We start from the raw sequence: 18027 nt of genomic DNA, 5'->3' as shown, positions 1-18027 counted from the left end.
CGTTGCGGGATTTTCAACGTAAACGCATATAAACGCCCTCGACTCTTCAACCGCTTTTTCAAAAAAGAGATTATTTTAAAGGCAGGTTGTTTAAAAAGGGTTGTTTTATGAAAAAACTTTTAGCCGCTATTACCGTCGCGGGTTTCGCGACCGTATCTACCGCCGCCATCGACATCACCGTCGACACGCAAAAAGGTATCAAGAAAATTTCACAGTACCTGTACGGGCGCAACATTGATAAAATCAGCGATGGCGACCCCGAAGTGAATGAAGAAGAAACCGCTTTCATCAACCAGATGCTCGAAGCGGGCGTGCATATGCTGCGTGCAAACAACGGCAACAACGCCACGCGCTACAACTGGCGTCACAAAATGACCGTTCACCCCGACTGGTACAACAACGTTTACTCTCACGACTGGGCGATTACCGCACAAAAAGTCCTTGACAAAATGCCGGGTATCGACGCCATGTACGCCTTCCAGCTCACCGGTTTCGCCGCAAGCTCCACCGACTACAACTTTGGCGACTGGAACTGGAAACAAGAGCACGGATTCTACGCGACCTCGACACTCGACCTTGCAGGTGGCGGCGAAGTAGATGAAGACGGCAAGACACTCGTAAAGGCTGGCGACTACAAACTCTACAATATGGAATGGCCCGCCGACTCCACCGTCGCCATCATCCCGTACTGGCGTGACGAACTCAAGTTCGACATGAGCCGCTTTAAATACTGGAGCATGGACAACGAAATGGAAATCTGGCGCGGCACGCATTCCGACCTGGATTTGCCTGTCACGGGAGACTTTCTCGTTGAACGCTATATCGACGTGGCCAAGAAGGCCCGCGCCGCCTGGGGCGACATCAAGCTCACCGGCCCGGTGGTCGCAAACGAATGGTTCTGGTGCTCCGTGTCCTCGTACAACAAACAGGATAGACCCAAAGGCCCCGATCGCGATTACTGCTGGCTAGAATACTTCATCATGAAAGTTGCCGAGGCGCAAAAGTCCTCTGGCACACGTCTTCTCGATGTTTTCGACATTCACTGGTATCCGAGTGAAAAAGATTACGAATCGCGCGTGAACTGGCATCGAGTTCTATTCGACACCACCTATAACTATCCCGGAGCAAACGGGATCAAGATGGTGAACGGAGGCTGGGACAACGACAACCAAAAGGAATACATCTTCAAGCGTATCAACGACTGGCTCGACAAATACTTCGGCAAGGATCACGGCATCACGCTCGGCATTACCGAAACAAGCCTCATCGACGAAGACGACCCCATGGTCACAGCCCTCACCTACGCCTCGTTCATCGGCACCATGCAAGACAACGGCGTCGAAATATTCACCCCGTGGACATGGGGGGACGGCATGTACGAAACACTACACCTCTTCAGCCGCTACGGTCATGCGAACCGTGTCGAATCCGCCTCCACAAACGACTCACTCGTTTCAGCATACAGTTCCATCACCAACAAGGGCGATTCGCTCACAGTCATCTTCGTGAACCGCGCCGAAAAGGACGCACAAGACATTCAATTGCAGCTCAAGAACTTTGACGCATCGCTCAAGTTCAAGACGCTAACGCTTGCTGGAATCACCGGAGAAACCTTCGTTTCGCACACGAACAATGCCCTAAAAGAAGACGCTGTCGCAACTAAAGTGCTAGGCGGCGCCACCAACGCGGCGGCATCCTCTGCAAATAAGTTCTCTCTATCGCTCCCGGCAAAATCAATCACTGCGGTCTTGCTCACTACCGACACCCCGAACGTTATTGACGCTATCAAGCCTAGGCTCAGGTCTCGCCCCGCAACGCATTACGGCGTCACAAGCCGCTTCGATACAAAAGGACGTAACGTAACCCACACCCGCACAAGCCCCGGCTACTACATTCTGCGATAATTTTTATATATTCCCTTTAAGTGCATACAACTTAAAGGGATTTATATGGAAGACAAAGAAAACATTCAGGTCGAAGAAACCCAGACAGAAGTTTTTGAAGGCCGCGAAGAAGAAATGGCGGCATCTGCTGCAGAAATTAGGGCCTACGCCCGCGAAGCCATGCGTGGCAAATGGGGCTACGGCGTATTGATTTGCCTTTTGGGTTTATTGCTCTATATTGCTCCCTCCGTTCCAGGGCTCTTTATAGAAGACAACACCACCCTTTCTTACATTTGGAGCATTCTCAGCGCCATTTATTCTTGGGGCTTATGGCTCGGTTTTCTCGCCTGCTTCGTTGACATCGCACGCAAACTTCCCAACGACTATACCCGCCTTTTCACAGGCTTCCGTAGCATCAAATATCTCTTAAAAATCGCTCTCACCTTTTTGCTTCAAACTATTTTCCTCATCTTGTGGACGTTACTCCTTATTGTTCCCGGCATTATCAAAGCATTCTCTTATGCAATGACAGAATATATTCTCATTGATCACCCGGAATACGGCCCCCTGCAAGCAATCACCGAGAGCCGCAAGATGATGGACGGCAATCGCATGCGCCTATTCATTCTCGACCTTTCATTCATCGGTTGGAACTTGCTCTGTCTTGTGACCTTCGGCTTCGCCGCTTTATGGGTCTTCCCGTACTTCCATACCGCTAGAGCCAAGTTCTATCTAGACGTTAAGGCTGCGTACGAACAGAAACTCGCCGCCACCGCCCTTCAAGAAGCGGAAACGGTTCCTGCCGAACCTGTCGAAGAAGAAAAAGAGTTCGAAGTCGAAGAGTAAAAGAATTACTTCTCGACCACAATCAGCTCAGGCACGCCCCTCCCAGGGAGCGGCTTGAAGATTTTCACGTTGGTCTGAACTGCCGGGCCACCAAAGGCCTTCATTTCGCACACGAACAAATAGTTCGTGCCCGCGACAATCTGCGTCGACACGCTCAGCGGTTTGAGTCCGAGATAAGCGTAGTCTTTGGTCGCCTCGGCAAATACGGCAGAATCTTCTGCGGCAAGCGGGCGCTGTTCCGAGAAGCCACCCATCAGCATTTCATCGGTCTTGCCGGCTTCCAGGTTTCCAAAGAAGGCTTCGACTTCACTCGCGGCAACTTCGACACCATTTTCAGCGGTAATGCGCTTATTCGAAATTCCGTAGGCAAGCGTTACATTCGCATTCGGTTCGAGAGTCTTGAGTTCTGCGGCAGAAGCCTTGCGGCCACCGCTACCGTACGTGCAGAAAGGCACCACAACCTTGCCGCTCAAATCATTCGAATCAAGGAAGGTGTAAATGGGCGGCGTAAAGCTTCCAAACATAATCGGGTAACCCAAGTAAACCGTGTCATACTTGTCCAGTTCCACTTTCGCATTTTCAAGGGCGGGCCACTGCTTGGCATCACGCTGGGCCTTTACTGCAGCAATCGTGCTGTCGTACGTTGAAGGATAAGCCGTCACAAGCTTTAATTCCACGGCATCGGCGTTCTTCGCCTTCGTGAAAATTTCAGCGAGTTTCTTAGTCGCACCGTTCTGCGAAAAATACACCACCACCGACTTGGTTGCAGGCGCCACCACTTCGGCAGATTCTGCCTTGGGTTCCGTCTTGGATTCCTTTTCGTTGCAGGCGGTAAACACCATCGAGGCCGCCAATACAGACATAGCAGCTACAGTCAGTTTCATCTTGTTAAACATTGCGTTCTCCTATTTAGCTCTTAGCCTGTTCCGGCGCAGCGCCGTTTGCACCATTTGCAGCCGTAGTTGTTGCAGCAGCATTTGTTGCAGCATCAGCATTAGAGCTTTCTTCAGGCGGCGGGGTCAGCTTGGTTCTTGCGCCATAAAGTCTTTCAGATATATGCGTGAAGGATTCCACAATATCCGGGTCAAAATGTTTGCCCGCACCTTCCACAATAATCTGCATGGCCTTTTCGTAAGTGAACGGCTTCTTGTACACGCGTTCGGCCACAAGAGCGTCAAACACGTCGGCCACAGCCATGATTCTTGCAGACAGCGGAATCTCTTCGCCCTTGATACGCGTCGGGTAGCCCGTGCCATCCCACTTTTCGTGGTGGTAGTGCGCCATATCAATCGATTCGTTCAGGTAGTCCGCATCAATAGTATCACCAGCATCTTCAACCATCTTCACCAAGATCTTCCAACCTTCAGTGGTATGGCTCTTCATGATGGCAAATTCTTCGTCGGTGAGTTTGCCCGGCTTATTCAGAATCAAGTCAGACACAGCAATCTTACCGATGTCATGCAACGGAGCGGCACGCTTGAGTTTTTCGATATAGGCGTCCGTAAGAACATCGACAAACTTGCCTTCGCTCTTGAGCTGGCGAGCAATCGCTTCCACGTATTCAGCAGTTTTCTTAATATGGTTACCCGTGCTCTTGTCGCGTGCTTCAACCACTTCAGCGAATTCCATAATAATGACTTCTTGCATTCGCTGGATTCGTTCGTTCTGCGCTTGCACTCGCTGAATAAAGTTGTAGGTATCGCTCGCCATCGTGTACATGGATTCGTACAGATGTTCAATTTCGTCGTTCGTTCGCACCCCGATTTTTCCGAGGCGTTCCACGCTGTCTCGAATGCTTTCGAGGTCCACCGTTTCGGTTTCAAACATGCTGGCACGCGTCGTATTGGCAGCAATCTTCATGGCAGCCAGAGACATCCGGTTCATGGGAATCACCACGCCACGCTTCACCAGTTCAAGTACGATACTCATGATGATAATGGAAAGACCAAAGAACAGCGAAAGCATCTTGATAAAGAAGATTGCTTCGTCGCGGATGATATTTTCCATCGAAATATCTGCAGCCACATAGGCCACCGTCTTGTTCGACGAATTGCGAATCGGTCGATAAACAGTCAACAACCAACCAAACTGGTCATCCGAGATAATCGGTTCTATTTCGCCGCCCGCCAAAAGCGTCGGCAAGTACGGTTCAAAGCTCGGGTCAAATTCCACCACATCACCCGGTGCACCACCCAGAGCTTCTTCCGTATCTAGGTCGAACACCACATGACAACCATCCGGTCGAATCTGGTACACATACAAATACTTGGTCTGCGGGAAGCTTTCTCTAATAGAGTGCAACACCGACCGAACAAAGGCATAGTCATCGACTTCGTAACCCTTGTTAATGTAATCGTCAACCTTGTCAGGATTAATTACCGTAGTCGCAGCCTTGGTCACACCGGTCGCGATACTGATAAAGTTTTTGACGGAGTTTTCGCGATACAGGAAAAAGCCGATCGTACAAGCAAGGCCGCCCAAAAGCACTTCGGCCACAATCACCATGTACACCACCTTGCGCAGCAAGGAAGTACGGACCATTTTCTTCATGCCTTCGTTGGTGTTGACACGCAAGACCACCTTGTTCAGGTGGTTCTTGATGGCGCGGGGAATAAAGCGGAAAAGGAACACCGCAAATACAACGACAACACCCTTATCAAAGAAGTCAAGAACAATGTCGGCCCAAAGTTGCGAGGTAAACTTGCTCCAGCCAAGAACTTCGTGGAACGCAATCGAGAACGGAGCCGAGATTCCTTCGCCAAAATTGAAACCATACAAGAAATAAGTAAAGACAGACCCGATACCGCCGCCAATCAAGGCAAACGAAAGAATCACGACAAACAGGCGCGGGATATTCTTGAAAAAGCGCTGGTGGTAAAAGAAGGTCGCAAGGGCAGCAATAAAAATACTGATTACCCCATAGAACATGGTCACGGGGTCCGAAATACCGTTAATTGCATTCGAGGTAAAACCGACTATGACTGCCGGCAGGTTACCGCCAAGCATAGCGGTAATGATGGTTCCCAAACAATCCAAGTAAAGCGGCAGGTGAAGCGCAAGCGCCGTCTTTGCCGGTATAATATTCAGCAACAGGCCCGCAGCAATAAGCAGCAAAACGCTTTTTAAGCTGGAGCCGTTTTCAAAATCAAAAAACTTTTTGAGAGCCGCTTTCATTTGACCCATTCTATCCTTCTTAATACTCTTAAAATAAAATAAAAAAGGACTCGCAAGAGTCCTACTTTATAATTTCCACTATTTTTTTGTTGTTTGTAGCCCCTGAAACTACCGAAACATCTCTTTTGTGCACTCCGAAATGTTCTGCCAGGAGTTCACAAATGGCCTCATTCGCGGCCCCATCTACAGGAGGAGCTTTGACTTCGACCTTGTAGCTCCCGTCCGGAAGTTCAACCACGCTTTCGCGTTTACTCCGGGCATGCACCTTGATATTTATTCTCATAGGCAATTAGGCCAGAACGTTTCCCTGGGAAACCGGGCGAGCCATCAGCTCTTCCTGCATGCGCTGGTCGTTTTCCATGGCCGTCAGAAGCTCTTCTTGGCCCCTAATCAAGGCTCTGCAGCGAATAAAATAGTTTGTACGTAATTGCTTAAGTTGCTCGATTTCCATGCGGAGCTCTTCGGCCTCTTTCTTGGTGGACTCCACCTCGCGGACCGCTCTTGCCTTTGCTTCGGCAACGATAATTTCGGCTTCCTTTTCGGCAGTGGCCTTGACTTCGTCAACGGTCTTCTGCATGGTCACCACGGCATCCTGAATAGTCTTTTCGATCTGGCGATAGTAATTCACGCGTTCTTCGGCAACCTTCAAGCGTTCAGTAAGGTCGGTTTTATCCCTGGACATCTGTTCGAACGCGTTAGCCGCGGTTTCCAAGAAAGCCTTGACTTCTTCAGCATCGATTCCATTGAAATTCTTCTTGTGGAAGCTCTGATTTCGGATATCCAGTGGTGTAAGTTCCATACTAAAACCTGCAAAAAATTGAAATTTGCCGTTTTTGGCGTTGTGAGAAATATAACAACTTGCAAAAGAAGGTGTCACTGACACCAAAAAATAAGATATAAAAAGTCGTTCCCCCTATCTCTGTTTCTTTTTTTTCATGTTATATTTGTTTTTACACAACCTATGATAAAGTCCTTGAAACAATTCTGGGGGGATCAGGACACACTAGAACGAAAAATGTTCTGGTCTATATTAGTGGTCGTCACTTCGGTAGCGACCTGTTCCGCCATTTTTACAATTTATGAAGGTTTGAACGTTTCCGCATCACTTGCAAGCATCGGTTGCGCCGTTCTTTGCTTCGTGATCGCCTTTGTCGCCGTCAAGACCTCGCTCTATAACCAGTGCTATCTGGTCATGTGCTGTGCACTTAGCTGTTTTCTGATGCCCATGCTGTTCTTGTTCTGCGGTGGTATCACAAGCGGCATGCCGTTGTACTGCATTACCTCACTTGCACTAATTGCCTTTGCAACTCGCGGAGCCGCCAAAAGAATCTCTTTTTTCGTTTCGTTGGTGGTCCAAGCGGTAACTATCTACGTATCGTGGCAAAACCCGAGCATTGTGTTTGTTGAATTGGACCGCGATGGCGCCTACCTCGACATTCTGGTGACGCATATTCTCACAGGCATTACGCTTTTTGCAGTCGGCTCCTTCTCACTGATGTCGTATGTGCAAGAACGCGAAAAAAGAGAAAAGCTAGTCGCCCAGCTCGACTACTTGTCGGTCAGGGATTCCCTCACCGGGCTGTACAACCGCAGGTACTTGCTCAAGTTCCTTGAAGAAACGGTCTGGAAACACCGCAACGAATACTTTATCGCCATGTTCGACTTGGACAACTTTAAACAAATTAACAGCAAGTACGGACACAACTTTGGCGACACGGTCATTTGCACGGTCGGCAAGCTCATTCAAAAAAGCGAAGACGAAACCTCGGGCGAAATCGTCACCCGTTTCGGCTGTGAAAAGTTTATCTATCTCATTAATGCCGGCTCCGAAGTAGAAGCATACTCCAAGGTCGAATCCATTCGCAAGGCCGTACGCCAAATTACATTCGAAGATCACCAGGAACTGCAACTTACCATCAGCGGCGGGTTGCTCCCCTGCAGCACCAAATCGGTAGCCGACATAAGCCAGCTCCTTTTCCGAGTAGACGAGCTTGTGGTTTCTGCCAAAAAGCAAGGCAAAAACCAAATCCGCAACATGGTAGAAAACTAGAGTTTTCTATCTTTACCGCGGAAAAAACAAGAGGTCCATTATGACATTTGAAGAAATGTTCGCACTGGCTTGCCAGCGCAAAAAAGAAATGCCCGAAGGCAAAGGTACCACTGAACTGTTCAAGAAGGGTCCGCACGGCATTGGCAAGAAGCTTGTCGAAGAAGCCGCCGAAAGCTGGATGGCCGCTCGCTTCGAAAGCCGCGACGCCCAGTGCTTGGAACTTTCTCAGGTTCTTTACTACGTGGCCGTTATGATGGCCGAAAAAGGTCTCACCCTCGAAGAAGTGTACGCTAAACTATGATTAAGGTAGCTCTCCCGAATAAGGGCATGCTCTTTGAGCCCACCCAGGAACTTTTGAAGGCTTGCGGTTACAAGGCCACCAAGCCGTACAAGACATTGACCCAGCTCGACACCAAGAACGGAATCGAATTCTTCTTCTTGCGTCCGAGCGACATTCCGATGTACGTGGGCCGCGGTATCATTGATGCCGGCATTACGGGTATCGACTTTAACGCCGAAGCCAAGAGCCCGGCAGTCAAGGTTCTCGACCTGCCTTATGGCGCTTCCAAGATGTGCGCCGCAGTGCCTAACGAAAGCCCGGTGCAGTCTCTTGATGAACTCAAGAACGCAACGATTGCCACCAGCTTCCCGCACATTGTCGAAGGCTACTACAAGAAGGACATGAATTTCGTGGTGCTCGAAGGCGCCGTCGAAATCTCGGTTAGCCTCGGCGTGGCAGATGCCATTGTCGACGTGGTCGAAACCGGTACCACGCTCAAGCAGGCTGGACTTCGCATTGTGGGCGAACCGCTCTTCCGTAGCAACGCCGCCCTCTTCTGCAACCCGCAGAAGACCGAACTCGAAGAAGTCAACACGCTGATTCGCCGCATTCAGGGTAAGCTCGTCGCTCAGACATACATGATGATCGAGTACGACTGCCCGGCCGAAATTCTCCAGAAGGCATGCGAACTCACGCCGGGCCTCGACGCCCCGACGGTGACCAAGCTTCACGGCCGCGAATGGTATGCAGTGAAGGCCATGGTTCCGCAAGAAGAAGCAAACGCCATCATGGACAAGCTTTGGGACGTTGGCGCACGCAGCATTCTCCTGTTCGGTATCAAGAGCGCCCGTATCTAAGACATGCAAACACTTGCTTACTTAGCACGCCAGCCTATCCTCGACCGCGAGGGTAAGATTTACGCGTATGAGCTCTTGTTTCGCGATTCGCCCGAAAGCGACATCGCGATTATCGCAAGCGATGTGCTCGCGACCGCTCAAGTGCTCGAAAACGTGCTGAACAATATCGGTATCGAACGCCTGATTGGAAACAACAAGGCGTTCGTGAACTGCAGCCGCAACATGCTGCTCGACAACCTGTTCGGGCTCTTGAACCCCAAGTACTTTGTACTCGAGGTTCTCGAAGACGTCGAAGTCGACGAAGCAATCGTCAAAGCCGTCCAGCGCTACAGGGCACTGGGCTTCGAACTGGCGCTCGACGACTTCATTTTCAACGACGAATTCATTACGAGATTCAAGCCGCTGTTCCCTTACGTGAGCTACGTAAAGATGGACGTGGTCGACAACTCGCAAGAGTCCATGAACGCAGCGGCAGTCTTCTTCAAGACCATGGGAGTCAAACTCCTGGCCGAAAAGGTGGAAGACGAAGCCACGTTCAAGCGCTGCGAAGAAGCAGGCTACGACTACTTCCAAGGGTTCTTCTTTGCAAAGCCCGAACTCGTGACCGGCCGTAAAATCGACGCTACTTCGGCAACGCTTTTGCAGTTGTTGCTTCGCATCAAGTCGCGCCCGAGTCTCGAAGACATGGTCGAAAGCATTACCAAGCACGAAGACATTGCCCAGAACCTGCTGCGCTTTGTGAACTCCGACTCGGAAACCAAGCACAGCCGCATTAGCACCGTCAAAGACGCCATCGTCTGGGTCGGCATGCGCCGCATTCAAGAATGGCTGATGCTCATGCTGTACGCACGCCCGGAACTTGGCATGAGCCCGCAGGCATCGCCCTTGTTCCAGAACGCAAGCCATCGCGCCAAGTTCATGGAAAGCCTCGCCCGCTGTATCGACGAAAACAACGACGACTTCTGCGCGAAGGCATTCATGGTCGGACTCATCAGCCGTATGGACGCTTTGGTACGCGCCCCGCTCGAAACCATTTTGCCCGACGCTCCCGCCGACGACGAAATGCAAGACGCCCTTTTGAACCGCAGTGGCCGCCTCGGCACACTGCTTCGCCTGGCCGACGCCGTGGAACTCGACGACCGCGATTCCATTCAGACTTGTCTCAAGGAAGAAGGCATCCACTTCGCCCAACTGAAACTCTGCATCAACGAATCCTACAGTTTTGCCAATGAACATTGAACCGCAAAGTCTTGAAGCGTTAATCGGGGAATTTTCATCGCTCCCCGGAATCGGGCAAAAGACCGCCCGAAGGCTTGCGTATCATATTCTTTCTAAAAACGAAGGTGATGTAGAACGCTTCTCGGCGAACTTGCTGAACGCCAAAAAGAACGTTCACCCCTGCCCGCGCTGCTACGCCTTTACCGACGAAGACCTTTGTCCCGTTTGCAAGGCAAGGCCCGACTCCAAGTGCATTTGCGTGGTTGAAAAAAGTTCCGACATCGTTCCGTTCGAACGCTCGGGCATTTATAAAGGCACTTATTTTGTCCTTGGTGGCGTGATTTCGCCCTTGGACGGCATAGGTCCCGAACACTTGCATCTGCCCGAACTGGTAAAGCGCATTAAAGACGAAGGCATCGAAGAACTTATATTTGCATTAGGTTCTAGCCCCGAAGCCGACAGCACAGCGCTCATGCTCGACCACATGCTTGCAGGCGTAAACGTCAAGCGCACGCGCCTTGCCCGCGGCATCCCGATGGGGTCTGACCTGGAATTTGTCGACGAAGTCACCATGCTCCGCGCTTTCGAAGGGAGAGTCAGTCTATGATGGAAAACAAGCCGAAAGGAATAAAGGCAAACCTTCCGCCTAAAACCAGTCATCACGCTCCCGTAACCGTTGGCGACTATAAAATTATTTCCGCTGAATTTGTCAAAGGAGCCACAAGCATCAAGCACCTTCCCGAAGAACGCTTACCGCAAATAGCCTTCCTCGGACGCTCCAATGTGGGCAAATCTTCGCTCATGAACGCCCTGATGGGCCGTAAAGACCTGGTAAAAGTGGGAAGAACCCCCGGAAAAACCCGCGAATTGAATTTTTTCAAAGTCAACGGGAAGTTTTTTCTAGTAGATTTACCAGGTGTAGGCTTTGCAAAAGTCAGCAACAGCAAACGAGACCAGATGGCAGACTTTATCCGCGATTATGTGGAAAAGTGCAAGGACCTGAAAGGACTCATTTATCTGGTAGACGTGCGCCATGGTGGTCACGCTATCGATATCGAGACGGTCGAAGCTATCCGTGCTACCGGTTGCCCCGTGTTGATTGTTGCAAGCAAACGCGACAAGGCAAACCAATCGGAACTTGCAAAAGGACTCCGCAGCATCAAGGAAAAATTCGGTCTTGACCAGAATCCCTTGAGCGTGAGTTCTTTCAAAAAGTTCGGACTCGGTGACCTATGGCACAATATTCTGGAAGCGATAGAACAGAAAGATGAAGGAAAGGAGCTCTAGAAACTGGCACCGCTTTTCGCTCCCCGCAAGAGCGTTTCATTTGCTGGGCCTGTTCGTGTTGCACCGTCAGTTCGGTCAACAAATTGCCTTGTTCTGCAGGGCTATCGCAAGTCTGTTTTCTAAAAAGCGTAGCTTCAAGACAGACACCCGAAACATCATCATGCAAACGTTCTTTACGGCCGTCGAAATTTTCCCGATTCTTTTTGTTGTGGCAACCTTGTTTGGTGCCGTTACCATCATCGAAGTGATTTCAATGATGGGCAAAATGGGCTTCGCCGACTTTGTGGGAAGCACAATTGTGATCGTCATTATCCGCGAACTAGGCCCTATTCTCACCGCATTCTTGATTGCAGGCCGAAGCGGATCTTCGCTGACCACCTATATCGGCAGCATGGTCATTAACGACGAAGTAGACGCTCTAGCCTCTATGGGTGTAAACCCCATTCGATTCTTAGTCATGCCGGGCCTAATTGGCGGATGCATCGCCATGTTCATCATGAACATTTTCTTTAGCGCAAGCGCCATCTTTGCTGGATTTGTCGTCACCAAGGTTATCATTCACGTAACCGGCAACATCATGAACACTCAGCTGACCTGGTCATACCTGAGTACCGAAATCATGAACGCCCTTGAGATTACTGATTTCGCCTTCATGGTCATCAAGCCTCTTGTTTTCGGCGCCATTATCACCACAAACGCCTGTTACCAAGCACTGAATATTCAACGCGACATTCGCCAAGTTCCCAAAGCCGTTTCGCGTTCCGTGATCAAATCTTTCCTGTACATTGTCGTTGCCGACGTGGTTATTTCGATATTCTATATTGTTGACTACATAAAGAACCTCAATACGCTTATCTAATGTTTGACGAAGCCTTAAGAATGGAAGATATCCACCTTGCCTATAGGGACATCGTAGGAGCGATGTTCTCTAAGCCAAGAATTTTAGGGTATTTCAGAGGCATCGAAACGGACCCGCAAAAAGAGCTGATTTCCAACGTGAATTTTTCTGTCAAACGCGGTGAAACGGTTTGCATTGGCGGTCCTTCTGGCCAAGGTAAGAGTGCTCTTTTACGAATTATCGCAGGGCTTACCCGTCCCACCCGCGGACACATTTACTACTTCGGTGAATTCATTCCGCCTGAAAAGTTGACGGCTCTAGAAGTAGCCAAGCGCCAAGTGGGAATGGTATTCCAAAACGGGGCTTTGATTTCAAACCTGCGTGTACGCGACAACATCGGACTTCCACTCCGTTACCATAAAATGGGATCTCCCGCCGAAATCGACGAAAAAATCAACATGGCCATGGACTTGATGCGTGTACGCGATGAAGCAGACTTGTTCCCGCACATGCTCAGTGTCGGCATGCAAAAACGTGTCGCGATTGCTCGTAGTTGGGCTATGGACCCGAAGCTATTGTTGATGGACGAACCGACGGCAGGGCTTGACAACTACAACCGCCGCAACCTGCTGCCGCTGATTGATAACATGCGTACATTGTTCAAAACGACAATCATTATCGTGACGCATGACCTTATGATTTCGAAGGAACTGGACTGCAACATTTGTTTCTTGCATCGCAAGACTCTCACAGAGCCCAAACCCTTTGATTACTGGCTCAACAGCGATAGCGAAATTTCTAGAGAATTGTTCCGCGACCTCCGCAATAGCGGGTAGAGCGGCGAAGCCGCGATGTGAAATGTGAAATGACAAATGAATAATTAACCATTACACACTACACATTCCACACTACACATTTTACAAAAGGATTTTAAAATGTTTCTTCCTTTACCTGACGACTTTCATGCGCACCTCCGCCAGGGCGAATTGATGCCCGGTTACGTTCGCGACTTGGTTCAACAATTTGGTCGCGCCATCATTATGCCGAACACCGTTCCCGCAATGACTTCTGCTAAGGTGATTGCCGAATACAAGGCGCAGATCTTGGAGGCGGCAAAGGCCGTGCGCCCGGACTTTGTTCCGCTCATGACTTTCAAACTGAACCCGAATTATACGGAACAAGATTTGAAGGATATGATGGCGGTCGGTGTTGTGGCGGGCAAGTATTACCCTGCAGGCGTGACCACCAACAGCGCCGACGGCATCAGCGATTTCGAAGGCATTTTCCCGGTTGTCGCCATGATGGAAAAGTTTGGCCTTGTGCTGTGCGTGCACGGCGAAGAACCGGGTGAATTCTGCCTGGACCGCGAGCCCGCCTTCATCAAGCGCGTAGAAACATTGGCCGAAAAATTTCCGAACTTGAAAATCGTCTTTGAACACTTGAGTTCGGCGAAGTCGGTCGAGGCAGTCAAGAGACTCCCCGCGAACGTGGCCGCCACCTTCACGGTGCACCACCTGATGATGACTCTCGACGACATCGTGGGAGACGCCTTACGGCCGCACCATTTCTGCAAGCCACTCCCGAAGCGGCCGGAAGACCGTGCCGCCATTCGTGAAGCCGCCTTCAGCGGCTCGCCCAAGTTCTTTCTCGGCACGGACTCTGCGCCGCACCAGCTCGGCAAAAAGGAATGCCCCTGCGGCGCAGCAGGCGTCTACAGCGCCCCGGTCGCCATCCCGCTCTTGGTTCAAGAATTCGAAAGGGCTGGCCACCTGGACAAGCTCCCGAATTTTATCGCAGGCTTCGGCGCCGACTTTTACGGCCTTAAGCGGACCACGCAGCAGATCGAAGTCGTCCGCGAAAAGTGGACTGTACCCGCGATCGTAAACGGAGTCGTCCCGCTCGCCGCCGGCCAGGAACTCGACTGGAAGCTCGCATAATTTTTATATTTGCGCCATGATTTCTGACTCTCGCAAATACCTTGTGGGGCTTGTGGGCCCCGACGTTCTCGAAGCCGCCGAAAAGGACTTGTTCCATCCGGTGCGTCTCGACCTCGACTGCTGCGACGCCATCGAAATCCGCTACGATTTCTTTGACGAATCCGTGTGGCCCACCCTTTCAGAAAGAGTCCGAAACATTGTCGCAAACAAAATCCAAATCGGCACCATCCGCTTAAAGCGCGATGGCGGCAAGTTCCCCGACGCCCGCGCCGTCGAACGCCTGGAGCTTTGGAAGCAAATTCTTTCGGCAAGGCAAGTTCCCGAATGGCTAGACCTCGAGCGCGACTGCCTGAACGATTTCAAGACATTGAACGATATGGCCTACCCCATCGGTGTCGGCCTGCTCATTTCAGAACACAACTTCGAACGCATTCCGACCGACATGGAACTTGAAACCTTCGCCGCAGACCTCAAGCGCGTAGGCGCCCAGGGTCTAAAGATTGCAGCCATGAGCAATTCCGACAGCGACTGCGACCGCCTATACAAGTTCGCAAAAAAGTACGGCAAAAAATTCCAGATGTTTGCCGCCTTCGGCATGGGTGAAACCGGCAGAGTCAGCCGCCTTTGGTCGTTGAACGAAGGCGCAAACCTCACCTACGGCTCCATCGGACACTCCGAGGCACCGGGACAAATCGAAGTCTCTATTATGCGTCGCGCCCTCGATCAAAGCGAAAATTTGCATTCCCAGATGGAAATTTTGGCTTTTTTGGAGCAATTCTAGTCATTTTTGATATTTTTTCGTTTCAAAGGGCATATTTTTGTCCAAACGGCGCATTTTTTTGCTAAATATCCATATTGAAATTTACAAAAGGAAGTAACCATGCGCCTTTCCGAAAGGTTTGTCGACAATTGCATTCTGATTAACTCCAAGAGCACGTCCAAGGAAGAAATCCTGAACGAACTCGTGGATACGCTTTGCAGTGCCTACAAATTGGATCACCGCAATGAAATCTTTGATGCCGTCTGGACGCGCGAACAGAGCCGTTCCACCGGTATCGGTTGTGGACTTGCCGTTCCGCACGCCAAGATTGACTGCGTAGACCGCATGTGCATGGCAGCAGCCACCATCGAAAGCGGCCTGGATTTCGCCTCGTTCGACGGCGAACCGGTATACCTGATCATTTTGATCGTAAGCCCCGGCAACACCGTGGGCCCGCACTTGAAGGCTCTTTCCTCTGTCAGCCGTCTTTTGGCCGATGGCGGTGTCCGTAAGGACCTGATTGCCTCCAAGGACCCGGCCGAGTTCCTGACGATTCTCCGCGCCGCCGAAGACAAATACCTCTAATCCCCTTGACAGGCTAGAAAAAGTTTTCTATAATTGCGCCTACCTCGGACGGTTAGCTCAGTTGGTTTAGAGCGCTGCTTTCACACGGCAGAGGTCACTGGTTCAAATCCAGTACCGTCCACTCAAAAGGCTTCCTACCCCGGAAGTCTTTTTTGTTTTTTGGTACTTTAGGAGCAAGTTATTTTGTTATCTTGTCTCCACAACGCAACGTTTTAAAGCCTGTAGGCATCTAAAAGGCATGATTAATACCAAAGTCCTCATTACCGCAATCCTTACAACAGCCGCCCTTTCTACGACGGCTCTTGCCGAAGGCTCCTGGACCTTAGAGGACTGCCTCAAGCAAGCCAAAAAGGCAAGCCTAAAACTTGAATCGGCCAAGCTCCGCGAGCAGTCCGCCGACATTTCAATTAAGCAGGCTAAATCTAGCGGCGGCCCTACCGTAAGTGCAAGCATCCAGAACACGCTCTACGACCACCCCTTTATCGACAACGAAGACCATTATCGATTGAACCTCGGCATTTCGGGATCATACACACTATGGGACGGCGGCGCCACTAGCTTGAACGTGGAATCCAAGAAACTATCCAAAGAAGCGACCGTCCTTGCCACAAAGCAGACCGAACGCAGCGTGCAAGAAAGCGTGCTAAACGCCTACATGAGCCTGCTTGCCGCAAACGAGAACCTGCGTACTGCAGACGCCTCGGTCGAACTTGCCCAGGCCGAATTCGAGCACTACAGCAAACTCTACGAAGCGGGCTCCATTACCAAGAAAGATTTGACCCAGTCGCAGTCCAACGTGCTGCAAAAGCAAACCTCGCAGCTCACCGCTCAGCTTTCGGTCAGCACCGCGAAAACCACACTACGCCAACTTCTGGAACTTGACGACAACGCGGAATTCCAAATTACCGCACCTGAAACAAATATCGAAAGTCCCGATTCCCTTGAACCGCTCCCGACATTCGAACAGCTCAAGACGGACGCCCAAAACGCACACCCCGGACTCAAGTCCGACAGCGTGTCCGTACGCGCCGCCCAAAAAAACACGAAAGTCGCCAGCAAGGGCAATTCCATTACTGTGACTCTCGGAGCCAATTCCAGCACGGGCTTGCAAGCTTGGGAATCCGATGCCTACAAGAACCAGCTCAAGTACGGTTGGCAGAATTCTATTACGCTTGGCATTAACATTCCGATTATCGATGGTGGTGCAACCGCAAGCAAAGTCTTGCAGGCACAAGTCAGCGAAACCGAATCGCAGGTCAGCCTCAAAGAAGATTTAAAGACCCTCGAAAACAATCTCGAAAAGCTCTATCTAAATGCCATGAGCGCCGACATGCAATGGAAGGCAGCAATCCTCCAAGTGCAGGCCGAATCCGAAGCACTCACCGTAGCCGAGGAACAGCGTAACGCAGGCGCCCTCACCTATACCGACTTCCTGAGTCAAAAGAACAACCTCGAAAAGGCCCAAATTACGCTCACCAACGCAAAATACACGAGCCTTTTATCCCGAAAGCTCCTTGAATTATACCAAGGCAAGCTGGACTAATCAAAAATAAACGTCAGATGTTGCGCCCCTGAAACAAGGGGCGTTTCTTTTTGTACCTAATGTCATGCCGGGCCTAACCCGGCACCTCCTTTTCATACCCAATAAGGCACTTTGCGCCTCCACAGCAAAAATATCTGCGGAATTGGCACGCCTTTTGCTATTAGGTGGGTGTAAACAAAAACAGGGCACCAAGCCGAGGCAAACCGCCAAAGATTGGACCCACATCCAAAGAGGTTAAAATTATGACACAGTTTATTCCGAGCACTTTCTACGGTATCCAGAACTTCCTTGACAACTTGAACGCCTGCAACGCCCAGAACGAATGCAGCTACACGCCCAAGGCCGACTACTATGAAGTCGACAACGGCTTCATGCTTGAAGTGGAACTCCCGGGCGTCAAGAAGGAAGACTTGGACATCCAGGTCGAAAAGAACATCATCACCGTCAAGGCAACGCGTAACCGCAAGGAAAGCAAGTTCACTTACGAGCGCAGCTTCCGCCTGGCCGACGATATCGACACCGAAAACATCAAGGTCTCCCTCGAAAACGGCGTCTTGTCGTTCGCCTTGTCAAAAAAGCAGGCCGCAGCCGCCCGCAAACTGACGATTGACTAAGCCTAAAAAGTCCCCAAAATACGCGAAATTTGCCCCCAAAAGGGGCAAAAATCGTGTAAAAATTAATTTTTTTCATCATACTCCTTCCCCGAAAAGACCCCGAAAGGGGTCTTTTTGTGTAAATTTTTTGTTATGGACAGTTTATCAATGAGCCC

General features: G+C 50.6%; 19 protein-coding genes and 1 tRNA gene. 16 read left to right on the top strand and 4 right to left on the bottom strand.

The genetic code is table 11. From position 1 onward, the window contains the following. The first annotated feature begins 107 nt into the window (after positions 1-107). Positions 108-1904: a glycoside hydrolase family 44 protein gene (locus tag QOL41_RS10835; RefSeq protein WP_283429766.1), complete on the top strand. Its 1797-nt coding sequence runs from the start codon at positions 108-110 to the stop codon at positions 1902-1904. A 45-nt stretch (positions 1905-1949) separates the two neighbouring features. After that, positions 1950-2729, top strand: a complete 780-nt coding sequence (locus QOL41_RS10830; RefSeq protein WP_283429765.1) for a DUF975 family protein — start codon at positions 1950-1952, stop codon at positions 2727-2729. Between the two features lie 5 nt (positions 2730-2734). Here QOL41_RS10830 and QOL41_RS10825 read toward each other — a convergent pair whose 3' ends face one another. The 4 genes from QOL41_RS10825 to QOL41_RS10810 are packed head-to-tail and all read right to left on the bottom strand — an operon-like array spanning position 2735 to position 6702. Further along, a complete protein-coding gene (locus QOL41_RS10825) occupies positions 2735-3625 on the bottom strand; it encodes a flavodoxin (RefSeq protein ID WP_283429764.1) in 891 nt (296 codons plus the stop codon). A 13-nt stretch (positions 3626-3638) separates the two neighbouring features. Then, entirely contained in the window at positions 3639-5912 is a 2274-nt protein-coding gene (locus QOL41_RS10820; protein ID WP_283429763.1) for an HD domain-containing phosphohydrolase, read from the bottom strand. Positions 5913-5964: 52 nt separating this feature from the next. Further along, positions 5965-6186, bottom strand: coding sequence for a DUF167 domain-containing protein (locus QOL41_RS10815; protein ID WP_173653624.1), 222 nt, complete (start codon positions 6184-6186; stop codon positions 5965-5967). A gap of 6 nt (positions 6187-6192) precedes the next feature. Further along, a complete protein-coding gene (locus tag QOL41_RS10810; protein ID WP_173653625.1) occupies positions 6193-6702 on the bottom strand; it encodes a DivIVA domain-containing protein in 510 nt (169 codons plus the stop codon). A 288-nt stretch (positions 6703-6990) separates the two neighbouring features. Between QOL41_RS10810 and QOL41_RS10805 the strand changes: the two genes are divergently transcribed. The 14 genes from QOL41_RS10805 (at position 6991) to QOL41_RS10740 (ending at position 17872) form a co-directional block, all read left to right on the top strand. Beyond that, a complete protein-coding gene (locus QOL41_RS10805; RefSeq protein WP_173653626.1) occupies positions 6991-7953 on the top strand; it encodes a GGDEF domain-containing protein in 963 nt (320 codons plus the stop codon). 40 nt (positions 7954-7993) lie between these two features. Continuing rightward, on the top strand, positions 7994-8254 hold the full coding sequence (hisE, locus tag QOL41_RS10800; protein WP_072979481.1) for a phosphoribosyl-ATP diphosphatase: 261 nt from the start codon (positions 7994-7996) through the stop codon (positions 8252-8254). Then, positions 8251-9090 carry an ATP phosphoribosyltransferase gene (gene hisG, locus QOL41_RS10795; RefSeq protein WP_163437458.1) on the top strand — a complete coding sequence of 280 codons (840 nt, stop codon included), beginning with the start codon at positions 8251-8253 and terminating at the stop codon, positions 9088-9090. Before hisE ends, hisG begins: the two co-directional genes overlap by 4 nt. Before the next feature lie 3 nt (positions 9091-9093). Further along, positions 9094-10329, top strand: a complete 1236-nt coding sequence (locus tag QOL41_RS10790) for an EAL and HDOD domain-containing protein (protein WP_283429762.1) — start codon at positions 9094-9096, stop codon at positions 10327-10329. Next, positions 10319-10915 carry a recombination mediator RecR gene (recR, locus tag QOL41_RS10785; protein ID WP_072801045.1) on the top strand — a complete coding sequence of 199 codons (597 nt, stop codon included), beginning with the start codon at positions 10319-10321 and terminating at the stop codon, positions 10913-10915. The genes QOL41_RS10790 and recR overlap by 11 nt, the downstream gene beginning before the upstream one ends. Beyond that, complete coding sequence (gene yihA, locus QOL41_RS10780; protein WP_283429761.1) at positions 10912-11595, top strand: ribosome biogenesis GTP-binding protein YihA/YsxC; 684 nt, start codon at positions 10912-10914, stop codon at positions 11593-11595. The genes recR and yihA overlap by 4 nt, the downstream gene beginning before the upstream one ends. Next, the gene (locus tag QOL41_RS10775) at positions 11576-12454 is read left to right on the top strand and encodes an MlaE family ABC transporter permease (RefSeq protein WP_283429760.1); all 879 of its coding nucleotides are present in this window, start codon (positions 11576-11578) and stop codon (positions 12452-12454) included. Before yihA ends, QOL41_RS10775 begins: the two co-directional genes overlap by 20 nt. Before the next feature lie 20 nt (positions 12455-12474). Beyond that, entirely contained in the window at positions 12475-13269 is a 795-nt protein-coding gene (locus QOL41_RS10770) for an ABC transporter ATP-binding protein (protein ID WP_283429759.1), read from the top strand. Between the two features lie 99 nt (positions 13270-13368). Beyond that, complete coding sequence (pyrC, locus tag QOL41_RS10765) at positions 13369-14370, top strand: dihydroorotase (RefSeq protein WP_283429758.1); 1002 nt, start codon at positions 13369-13371, stop codon at positions 14368-14370. Positions 14371-14386: 16 nt separating this feature from the next. Next, positions 14387-15151, top strand: a complete 765-nt coding sequence (locus QOL41_RS10760; protein WP_173653630.1) for a type I 3-dehydroquinate dehydratase — start codon at positions 14387-14389, stop codon at positions 15149-15151. A gap of 99 nt (positions 15152-15250) precedes the next feature. Then, complete coding sequence (locus tag QOL41_RS10755) at positions 15251-15715, top strand: PTS sugar transporter subunit IIA (RefSeq protein WP_283429757.1); 465 nt, start codon at positions 15251-15253, stop codon at positions 15713-15715. Positions 15716-15761: 46 nt separating this feature from the next. Then, positions 15762-15836 (top strand) — tRNA-Val (locus tag QOL41_RS10750). A gap of 117 nt (positions 15837-15953) precedes the next feature. Then, positions 15954-17258, top strand: a complete 1305-nt coding sequence (locus QOL41_RS10745; RefSeq protein WP_283429756.1) for a TolC family protein — start codon at positions 15954-15956, stop codon at positions 17256-17258. A 242-nt stretch (positions 17259-17500) separates the two neighbouring features. Then, complete coding sequence (locus QOL41_RS10740; RefSeq protein ID WP_173653633.1) at positions 17501-17872, top strand: Hsp20/alpha crystallin family protein; 372 nt, start codon at positions 17501-17503, stop codon at positions 17870-17872. Positions 17873-18027: the final 155 nt, after the last annotated feature.

This window comes from Fibrobacter sp. UWB10 (assembly GCF_900182935.1).
GTDB lineage: Bacteria > Fibrobacterota > Fibrobacteria > Fibrobacterales > Fibrobacteraceae > Fibrobacter > Fibrobacter succinogenes_O.
This window is presented reverse-complemented; position numbering and strand designations above follow the sequence as displayed.